The 9,832-nt window shown below is 41.4% G+C and carries 8 protein-coding genes and 3 pseudogenes; 2 read left to right on the forward strand and 9 right to left on the reverse strand.

Annotation, left to right across the window (positions count from 1 at the left end; all coding sequences use genetic code 11):
- Nucleotides 1-455: 455 nt before the first annotated feature.
- Complete coding sequence (locus tag GGR02_RS17005) at nt 456-1,676, forward strand: IS110 family RNA-guided transposase (protein WP_183186125.1); 1,221 nt, start codon at nt 456-458, stop codon at nt 1,674-1,676.
- A 91-nt stretch (nt 1,677-1,767) separates the two neighbouring features.
- On the opposite strand, the gene GGR02_RS17010 is transcribed toward GGR02_RS17005, so the two are convergent.
- The 9 genes and pseudogenes from GGR02_RS17010 to GGR02_RS17040 all read right to left on the reverse strand — a co-directional run bounded on the left by GGR02_RS17010 (nt 1,768) and on the right by GGR02_RS17040 (nt 8,929).
- Entirely contained in the window at nt 1,768-2,367 is a 600-nt protein-coding gene (locus GGR02_RS17010) for a hypothetical protein (protein ID WP_183186126.1), read from the reverse strand.
- A gap of 269 nt (nt 2,368-2,636) precedes the next feature.
- A pseudogene (locus GGR02_RS17015) lies at nt 2,637-4,156 on the reverse strand (YifB family Mg chelatase-like AAA ATPase).
- Nucleotide 4,157: 1 nt separating this feature from the next.
- Nucleotides 4,158-4,733: a transposase gene (locus tag GGR02_RS17020; RefSeq protein ID WP_183186127.1), complete on the reverse strand. Its 576-nt coding sequence runs from the start codon at nt 4,731-4,733 to the stop codon at nt 4,158-4,160.
- 287 nt (nt 4,734-5,020) lie between these two features.
- Nucleotides 5,021-5,128: a putative holin-like toxin gene (locus GGR02_RS17335; protein ID WP_019418134.1), complete on the reverse strand. Its 108-nt coding sequence runs from the start codon at nt 5,126-5,128 to the stop codon at nt 5,021-5,023.
- Nucleotides 5,129-5,354: 226 nt separating this feature from the next.
- A pseudogene (locus GGR02_RS17740) lies at nt 5,355-5,462 on the reverse strand (DNA repair protein RadC); the annotation flags it as partial.
- Between the two features lie 214 nt (nt 5,463-5,676).
- Nucleotides 5,677-6,381, reverse strand: coding sequence for a hypothetical protein (locus GGR02_RS17025; protein ID WP_183186128.1), 705 nt, complete (start codon nt 6,379-6,381; stop codon nt 5,677-5,679).
- Nucleotides 6,382-6,618: 237 nt separating this feature from the next.
- A complete protein-coding gene (locus GGR02_RS17030; RefSeq protein ID WP_183186129.1) occupies nt 6,619-7,968 on the reverse strand; it encodes a nucleotide-binding domain-containing protein in 1,350 nt (449 codons plus the stop codon).
- A 16-nt stretch (nt 7,969-7,984) separates the two neighbouring features.
- Nucleotides 7,985-8,557: an SLATT domain-containing protein gene (locus tag GGR02_RS17035; RefSeq protein WP_183186130.1), complete on the reverse strand. Its 573-nt coding sequence runs from the start codon at nt 8,555-8,557 to the stop codon at nt 7,985-7,987.
- A gap of 42 nt (nt 8,558-8,599) precedes the next feature.
- Nucleotides 8,600-8,929, reverse strand: a complete 330-nt coding sequence (locus tag GGR02_RS17040) for a hypothetical protein (protein ID WP_183186131.1) — start codon at nt 8,927-8,929, stop codon at nt 8,600-8,602.
- Between the two features lie 243 nt (nt 8,930-9,172).
- Here GGR02_RS17040 and GGR02_RS17745 point away from each other — a divergent pair.
- Nucleotides 9,173-9,288, forward strand: a pseudogene (locus GGR02_RS17745) (IS6 family transposase); the annotation flags it as partial.
- Nucleotides 9,289-9,832: the final 544 nt, after the last annotated feature.

Below are 9,832 nucleotides of genomic sequence, written 5' to 3' on the forward strand. Positions count from 1 at the left end.
AAAAGACGAGAAAAGGAAAGGAACCAGAGCTTTACCACTCTGATTCCTTCACGTGAACTGAATTTATACTGTCTACTTTTCGGATCGCAGTGCACAGGCACCACACCGCAACTTTTTCTTAATATCCATACTCGTCGTAATAATCCCCGCCTGAATCCCCCTCATCGTAAGAATTTGTATTCTCATAATTACTTAAAATGGAAGATAGACCCCCATGCCGAAAAAATTCGGCACCATCGGAAGGATGAAAACGAATATTGTCGAAATATCTCCTTGCAGCTGGGGTCGTGAGGTCGATGCATCTATGGTACGCAAGAGTCCGAAAGATAGACGGACCCCAGTAGCCTGGTGCACCACGGAATGTCGCTCCCGAGTTGGGAAGCACGCAGGATAGAATGCTTCGTCATAGGCTACTGCACCAGCTGATGATGGAAATGAAGCAGGGAGGGAAAGCGATGAAGGTATTATATGAACGTTGTTGTGGAGTAGACGTGCATAAAAAATCCATTACCGCTTGTACCATCACCCCTGAAGGAAAAGAAATACGAACATTCGGTACCGTGACCGATGAATTGCTGGAGTTTGTGAACTGGTTGAAAGAAAAAGGTGTGACGCACGTGGCGATGGAATCGACAAGCGTATACTGGAAACCGTTGTACAATTTGCTCGAACTCGAACAAATCGAGACGCTTGTCGTCAATGCACAGCACATCAAAGCGGTTCCTGGACGAAAGACGGATATGAAGGATGCCGAGTGGATCGCCAACTTGCTTCGCCATGGATTGTTGAAAGGAAGTTATATTCCGGACCGAGCCCAACGAGAACTGCGAGAACTCGTTCGATATCGCCGCAGTTTGATCGAAGAAAGAGCGCGGGAATTGAATCGGATTCAAAAAGTATTGGAAGGAGCGAACATCAAGTTGTCGTCCGTTGTCTCCGATATCAATGGGGCATCGGCACGAAAAATGATTCGTGCGTTGATCGAAGGGAAAAACGATCCGACGGTCATCGCTCAGCTCGCAAAAGGGAAATTGAAACAAAAAGTGGAAGAACTCCAGCGCGCATTACGCGGGGTAATCGGCCCTCATCAACGGATGATGTTAGCCGAACAATGGCGGCATGTGGAATACCTAGATGAAGCGATTGCGCGATTAGATCAGGAGATCGAGGAGAGAACGCGCCCTTTTGAAGAAGCGCTGGAGCTCTTAGATACGATACCGGGAGTCGGGCGGCAAAGTGCGGAACAAATTTTGGCGGAAATCGGAACCGATATGAGTCGCTTTGCATCAGCGAGCCATCTAGCATCGTGGGCAGGCATGGCACCAGGAAACTACGAGAGTGCGGGGAAACGGTTATCAAGCCGAACGAGGAAAGGGAACAAGAAGCTGAGAGCGTGTTTAGTAGAATGTGCCCGTGCCGCCGCGAGAAAGAAGGATACGTATTTATCCGCGAAATATCACCGCATCGCCGCAAGAAGAGGGGCGAATCGAGCGAGTATGGCAGTTGGACGAACGATATTAGAAATCATCTATTACTTGTTAACTCGGAAGGAACCGTATAAAGAATTAGGGGCAGACTATTGGGATCGTCAACGGGAAGCAAAGATCGTGCGTCAAACGGTGAAGAAATTAGAGGGGTTAGGGTACGAAGTGAAGGTAGAAAAAGTGGGTGCATAAGGGAATTAAAGCATATATAAACTTTAATACCTTCCTTTGGAAATTATATTCCAAAGGCTAGGTGGGGGTTGTTTTTTGCCAAATTTTGTTTTTAGGATAGATTTTCATAAAGTTCTGCTTCTAAATAAATGGCATTATATAAAATATCAACAAGTTTTTGATAAGCCGTTACAGTATCTGCTTTCACCTTGTACGCAGCGTCGTAATTCTTTGCCTTCACTAATGCATTATAGTTTTTATCATATTGTGCAATTTTTTGTCTTAATTTGTCTATATTATTTGTGGAAACCATCACATCATACATATTATCCGAAATAATATCTATTTCCTCTGGCTCTAGATAATCGTCTAACATATCTTCTCGATCATTGAATTTCTTGACCAATTGTAAATAATACTGAAGCATTTCTTCGTCAGAATTTGCAACGGTGTCCTCTTCAAATAGTTGGCTAAATAGCTCTGCATTGTACAATCGATAGTTGTTTAGATCCGATTGATAAGATTTCTCGTATTGCTTGTAATAAACGATTTGCTTACTCAGCTCCGAAACTTTTTTATTAAACGCTTTTTGATCCATTGGCTTTGCTTTCTTCGCATACACATAATGAGCACCTTCTAAACTACTAACAAACGGCGTGAACAGAAGTGCTATCACAAATAAAGAAGCCATCACTTTTTTCATAAATTCCATCGTCTCTTCTCTCCCCCTCTATATATAAAACTACTCTTCTTAAGAAAGATTATAAAGGAAAACATTGTATTCATCAATCAATATATTTCTTTATTGGTAAAATTTTAATCACTTTCTCGCATTTTTTCAATCCTTTTGGCTGAGCGAAATAGAGGCACTAGTCCTCTATTGCCAAATAAAAAAACGTAGACAAAGAGAACAACAAATTTCGAGGAGTGGGAACCAAACGAAACAAACTTCTCCCGATTCCCTCTGGCATCGCTCTCCAATCAATGTTCTCCCTTCGCATTCTTTTCTTGACGTCCTTCTTTCATTCTCCGAAACGCCATCGCCTTCCATAATGCTTCATCTGTGATGTCATCAGTTTCTGCTAAATCGGCAATGGTACGAGCAAGGCGAATGATTTTTGTTTGCACGCGGTTGCTCCAGTCGTATGTAGCCGCCCAATGTTGAAGCAGTTGCTGCTGCCTTTTCGTTAACGGACTTTTCGCAAGCAGTACGTCAATTGGCACGTGACCGTTTGTTATTTCTTCCCCATATCGTTCGTATTGCCTGAAACGTGCAGTCTCGACTCGGCTGCGAATCGTTTCCGAACTTTCTAGTCGTTTCGGCGTTTCGGTCAAATCAACCACTTCTAGCGATAACAATATATCGATGCGGTCGTAAATCGGCCCTGAGATGCGCTGGCGTTATGTTTGGATTTGTTTCGGACTCATAGGCAATATCGCTTTTTTGAACCGAAATATCCGCATGGGCATGGATTCATCGCCCCGAGCAAAATAAAATGTGCTGGATACGTCACCGTTGAGGAAACACGACTAATCGTCACTTTTCCTGTTTCTAGCGGTTGTCGAAGCATATCGAGCGTTTTTTTCGTAAATTCCGCCATTTCGTCAAGAAATAATACCCCACGATGAGCAAGTGAAACTTCGCCGGGCTTCGGCTGTGTTCCTCCCCCAATCAACGCAACCGATGATGCAGAGTGATGCGGATGACGAAACGGTGGAGAGGAATCGTTTTTCGGTTCTCCTGCTAGTTGGTATAAACTAAGCACTTCTAACTGCGCTTCATGGGAAAGGCGCGGCAAAATCGTCGGAAACGTCTCGGCTAGCAAGCTTTTTCCACACCCTGGCGGTCCAATCATTAACACATTATGTTCCCCTGCTGCGGCAACTTCAAGTGCATACTTTGCATGTTCATGCCCAATGATATGTTGAAAATCGCGGGAATTGTTTTGTGGAACATCAGCGACTGAAGGAAGATGAAAAGTTGGAGAAATCGTTTGTTGCCCTTTTAAGCATTGCACCACTTCATCTAACGTTTGCACGAACACACAATGGACATGCGGCAAGTGATGAAGAGGAAGGGTAGAATCGTATGGCGCATACACTTGCTGAAACCCAAGCTTTTTGGCAGCTAAAATAGCAGGCAACATCCCATCCACAGGCTGAATCGCTCCGTCTAATGACAATGAGCCTAAAAACGCAATATGTGATGGAATCGGTTGCTCGAGTTTTCCTTTTACTTTTAAAATGCCAATCGCCATTGCTAAATCAAACATCGGGCTTTGTTTTTTCCGCTCTGGCGGTGACAGATGTATGACAAGTTTTTGCTTCATGACATCACAGCCAAATGCATGCAATGCCGCAACGACTCGCTCCTTTGCTTCTTTCACCGATGTATCGGGCAATCCAACAATCACAACGGAAGGCATTCCCGGCAGTTCTTTCACTTCCACTTGTACGCGGTATCCTTCCATCCCGCGCAAGCCGATGCTACAAACTTTCATTTTATTCCTCCTTGATTACATTGTTTGGCACAACATCTGCCTTCACAAACTGTACATATTTTTTCTTTTTCTCGACAATGGTTCCTGAGAAATATTGGAGAAGTGCGTCGATGTTCATAAATGAAGGAATTGAGGTAGATTGGTGATAAAAGCGAAAACTGCTCCAGCGATAATGCTCGGGGAGATGCACCATACGTGCCTCGACAGGGTTGAGGTGAATATAGCGACTGACTTCTAACATCCCTGCGTCATCGTCAATGATTTTACTGAAGTAACGCTTTTCAAACACATGACCGGTTAACCCGTAACGTGTATTATAATAGTTGGCGTATCGTTTATTTATAAGTGCCATGACTTTAGAAATGGATTCCTGTTGCGAACGGAGCTGCAAATGGAAATGATTCGTCATGAGGCAATACGAAGCGATTTCAAACGAAATTGTTTCACGAAGCTGTTCGAGGATATGCAAAAAAGCAAGGAAATCATTCACTTCTTTAAACAGCGGATCACGCCGGTTTCCACGGCACACAATGTGGTAAAACAAATGCGGTACCCATATCCGCCTTGCTCGTCCCACACCTTTCCCCCTTTTTGAAGGATTTTCACACATTTCTTCGATAAAAATAGCGAAACTCCTGCATGTTCAAAAAATTTTTTTACCAAACAGCAACCATCCCTCGTTCCACTTGCCAAACCAGCCATATCATTTGTATACTATAAGCAGATATTTCATAAAATAAAAAAGCTGAGCGCCGCAAACGCTCAGCAAGCAACTACATGCCGCAAGAAGAGCGGCTGACCGAACCGAATTAGCGATTACCAAAAAGAAGTAACCGTCTTCATCCGTTGGTCGCGGGAGAGCGGTTATTTCTTTTTGTTTATATAGACGACGATAGTGACCGTCAATGTTAGCATGCCGATGAACACTAAGCTGAATTGCGCAATAAGACTCAATGCTTCATACGTCGTCATATTCCCACCTCCCTCCATCAGGGAAGTGGTCAACCGCCCACCCTGCTTATGTAGTTGCTACGGAGATTGTAACATTTTTCTATCACTCTCGCAATTTCAACGACAGTTGCAACAAAAAACGCCACAGCACATCAACAAAAATGCAGAAAAAGAAACAGAGAGCCACTCAATGACTCTCTGTCTCTATCAGTCTTTGGCAAGCTTCGGGGCGTGACGGGCACGCTGCCAGCCTGTACGCATCCTCTGGCGACTGAACACGCCGCTCCCTGTACAACACACTCCCCTCCCGAACAAGCTTCAGGCTCACAATGTTCACGCGCTTTGCAGACTGCATACGACTCCCTCCTAGAATAAAAATCGCCCCTGTTCCAAAACGAAACAGAGGCGTTCAAAGGTATAATATATGTTTCAAACGACGTTTGATGCGAAAAAAAGAAACAGAGAGCCATTCAATGACTCTCTGTCTCTATAAAACTTCGATAAACTTCGGGGCGTGACAGGCACCGTCACCAGACGACGATGGTGGCAGTCATTGATCCCAGAGAGTCTCATCTCTCTCTGTCTCTTCGAATCTTAAACAAAATTTCAGGCGTGATCGGAACGTTTTTTGATTTTCCGAAAAAGAAACATCGTTCTGCAAGATCATTTTGTCCGTATAGTCTAGTATAATCTTCTTTTTCCAAGAAATAAAAATAGCCTTTCTCTTTTGCAATATGTGCAGCAAATTGAACGGCTTCCTCATTTTCTAAATCAATCGGCTCATCAGCAGCCAACAAAACGACTAACAACCCCCTTTTAAAAGTATAAGTTCTCATTTCTACAAACCTCTCACTATTCATCATTTCAACCGAACTTGGACTACTCGAATCGAACGTACGATTTTTTTCTTTTTTTGTAAACCAAGTAACAAACTCCCCTTGAGGGCAACGAAATAAAACGTCTACTCCATTTACATTCCAAAGAATCCCTTTCTGTTCAAGCACCTTCCCTACAACTACAGACAACTCTGTAGCATAAGCGTTTTTCCAACTTGTTTTCCCTTGCCTTCTACGCTCCTGCGCAAACTTTTCTCTTGTCATAAATCCTACTTTCAATGCCAACTCATCCAACTCTTCGCCTTCAGTATGACACCACCCACGTTCATAACGCTTGCTTGGCTGTGCACATCGCTGATCATGGACATATTCGTAAAATCCTGAAATTCCATCGGTCACGCTCGGAAAACTTAAATATCTTACAGTAACCATTTCCATACATCTCATCCTCCGTTCATTCATCATCAAGAATTTTTTCAACAAAAACAAGCAAACTCCTGCATATGAATGAAAAAATGCCGAAAACAACCATTCCTTCGTTCGATAAAAAAACAGAGAGCCACTCAATGACTCTCTGTCTCTATCAATCTTCGACAATCTTCGAGGCGTGACAGGCACCACACCGAACGACTCTCTGTCTCTACCAATCTTCGGGGCATGACAGGCACCATACCCTTATGTTTGATTGTTAGCGATTGGTACCGTTATTCGGTCTCTGGCAACCACTGTTCCGTTGTGAACGATATAGCATTCTACATAATGCTCACCTTTAAAATTAGTACTTTCAATCTTTTCATGCCTTCCTCTATCTCGAACAATTTGACCACGAATACAATCTCTTAGTATAGCTTCCTCACCACGATTTAAAACTTTCCAATACACATCATACGGAAGTTTTTCTTCGCTTCTTCTTGCTATTTTATCAAACTCGTTTTTTTCGATAAAAAATCGTAAATTTTTATTAGCAAGAAGCGGTATTTGGTCTCTAAGCATATTTCTCAGTAAATGAGACCTAAATCCATTTTGTTTAACTTCGCAATCAATTTTTAAACTATAACGAATGTCAATAGGAAATTTTCTTTCAATGAATTCCTCCGTTTGTCGAGCTGTGAATCCAAAGGACGCACTTTTTTCAATTTTGGCTTCCGATACTGCCTCAGGGACTGGAAAGGTTTCTCCAAATAATTCTTGAAGGGTATCATATAAATTTTCGCTATCCTCAGTCAAATCCTTAATCTTGTTATATGCTGAATTAGCTTTTGTAACGAACGTTCCTTTTTTATTATATACTTTTTGGTTACTGCCCAATGCAAACCAATATTGTTGGTCTTTGTTCCGAGTTTTAAGATAATAGAAGAGGTCTTTTAATACCTGGAGGTAATTTTCAAATGCCGCCTCTTTATGCTCCTCATACTCATCAAGAAAGTTGTAAATCAGCGTGTCAATCAGTAAGCCTCCGAATTTAATACCAATATGATTTTTCCATGCTCTTACAATGTTACATAGATAACGATAATTGTTATTGGTTTCTTCAATTGTTTTCAGACTTTCTTCGATTTCCGGAAGTGGATCAGTCTTCTTCCATGAACCACCGTTATTGGAATCGGGGTAATCGAAAGCTCCATCGGATCGTTCAAAGACGGGACACACCTCTATGGTATAGTTAATACTTTCAAAGCTTACTACAACTACTTGACCATCCCCCCTAACAATTGTTCTAGGATAGGTTTTCTTAATCTCAGCTTTTATGGCCTGTAACAATTTGGACTGCCCATTTCTTTCGTGTTGATCATATTGTTGTTTAATCCCATTAGGCAAAACAAAAAGCATGTCTAGGTCACTAATACCTTTAATCGCTGTCTGCCGTCCTAATGACCCGACAATATAACTGTGTTCTTGATCGCTGTCAGTATCCCAATATGCTTCATTTAACCGTTTTGTGATTCTTTTGAATCTCTTATGGATATCATCAAGATTGCCAATCTCCAACTGCTTAACAAAATCTTCAAACGACTGTGCCAACATCTGTTTCTCCTCCAATTCACGATAGCAATACCCAAACGATTATTATTACAACAACTATTACTGTAAAAACAAACGAGAAAGGAATTTTATCTCTCCATGTAAACTGTTTTTGCTCATCGATCCACTCGTGTTGAGTTTGAAAGAAGAATTTATAGTGCGCATACCAATCACTCATTATAATTTGTTTGGTAATATTTATACTGTAATACTCGTCCATTATCTGATTCATTTCTGCTTCTTCGGCTTGGAAATTGTCTGCTGTAGAGCTTTTAACACGATAGTAGATATTTCGGAGTTGGTTATGTAAAACTATGAGGCGATTCCCGACTTCCCTATACCTTTCTTTCTCTGAATTATAGAGGCTAATAGTTAAGGCGATTATGTTCAAACAGATTAGAGCAACTGATATCTCATTGTTGTTTTTATAGTCAGGCTTATAGATTTGCCATACACCAATAAGAAGACTAATAAGTGCAAGAAATCCTGGGATTTTCTCAACAATATCGTATGTGGCAAAGTGCTTCTTCGCACCGAAAGAAACATTATAACCATTTTCAGCCAAACTACGTAATAAATGATCTTTATCCATTTCTAATCACCTTCTTTTGTTCATTTCACTGGAATAGAAGTATCACCGAAGATCAACTCTAAATAAGAAAGCCCAGAGTTTCTCTTCAATTTTAATTTTTCTGTCAAAAGTTACATCAAATGGACGTATCACAACGTCTTGTTGCATTTGATAGTGATACTCCCCGATCTCATCTTCTATTGCAGTAATGATTTGATCGAAGTCCGCCGGATCAGATACTTCTTTAATTACAAGAACTAGCTTGCTCTTTCTTAATCCAGAACCATAACCTTGTTCAACCAAGTCAGAGGCAAACCTTACGGCCTTTTTATCGATGGTATTGTCGGGGAAGGAGGGACTCAGCATACCAGCAACTCTACCTTTGTACACCATCTGTGTTTTTTCTACAGGAACTAAATTTCCGCCCCTGTTCTCGTATCCCCAAGCGTGCGGTATTCTGTACATTCTGGGTGAGGCCTAGACGCTGGAACAAAGATAGCTCTACGTTCATCAAATACTTTTGCCATTTGGATCACCTCAATCGTTAGTATAAAACGCTGGTTAAAACTATTGGTTAATACTAATGGTATATATCCAGGAAGTTTTTGTAAAGAGATGATCTAATCATAAGTTACAGAAAGAAAAAACATGCCATCGGGCATGCAAATCAGACAAGCCATATCGTAGAACAGGGGCATCGGTTTATAAAGAAGCGAGTTCGTTCGATGTTAGGATTGAAATCATTTCGTACAGATTCTAAAATGTTTCTAATTACCCTTTGTGATAGATAATGTAAATTAGTACGTTATTTCGGAACAAAATGGCCATTTTTTTGCAAATTCAAACGGGTTTTTGCGCGTTAATCCAGCAAAAATCTGGAGTATTATGCAAATTTCCTCCCTTCTGTTTACAGAAAAACCGTTTGGTGGCTTGACATGGAGCCTCTGCGGACATGTTTTCTTGCGAAAGGGGCGAGCAGGAGCCCTTGTTTCGCTAGGCAACTAGCCTAACATGTCCGCCACTCCATGTAAAGCCTGCGCTTCTGATTTTGTAAATATATTCCAATCTGAAATAATTAGCTAATGTGCAACACAAATAATTTGCAAATTTACACTTGTGTTTCAAGGATTCATTCGACATGAAGATAAAAAAATCCTCCCGATTTTTGTCGAGAGGGTGCGAAATGTAAGATATGAATGAAAAAATGTCACGCGTGTTGATTAACCAATAATATCCATAAAAAGCATAGAAAAAAGAGCACCTTTCCTGTAGAATGTAAGTAACGACACAAACAAA

Source organism: Anoxybacteroides voinovskiense, assembly GCF_014196205.1.
Lineage (GTDB): Bacteria > Bacillota > Bacilli > Bacillales > Anoxybacillaceae > Anoxybacteroides > Anoxybacteroides voinovskiense.

Coding starts and splice junctions, on each gene's coding strand:
- GGR02_RS17040 (WP_183186131.1), bottom strand. CDS start 8,929: ATGGTGTACAAAGGTAGAGTTGCTGGTATGCTGAGTCCCTCCTTCCCC.
- GGR02_RS17035 (WP_183186130.1), bottom strand. CDS start 8,557: ATGGATAAAGATCATTTATTACGTAGTTTGGCTGAAAATGGTTATAAT.
- GGR02_RS17335 (WP_019418134.1), bottom strand. CDS start 5,128: ATGACGACGTATGAAGCATTGAGTCTTATTGCGCAATTCAGCTTAGTG.
- GGR02_RS17005 (WP_183186125.1), top strand. CDS start 456: ATGAAGGTATTATATGAACGTTGTTGTGGAGTAGACGTGCATAAAAAA.
- GGR02_RS17030 (WP_183186129.1), bottom strand. CDS start 7,968: ATGTTGGCACAGTCGTTTGAAGATTTTGTTAAGCAGTTGGAGATTGGC.
- GGR02_RS17025 (WP_183186128.1), bottom strand. CDS start 6,381: ATGGAAATGGTTACTGTAAGATATTTAAGTTTTCCGAGCGTGACCGAT.
- GGR02_RS17010 (WP_183186126.1), bottom strand. CDS start 2,367: ATGGAATTTATGAAAAAAGTGATGGCTTCTTTATTTGTGATAGCACTT.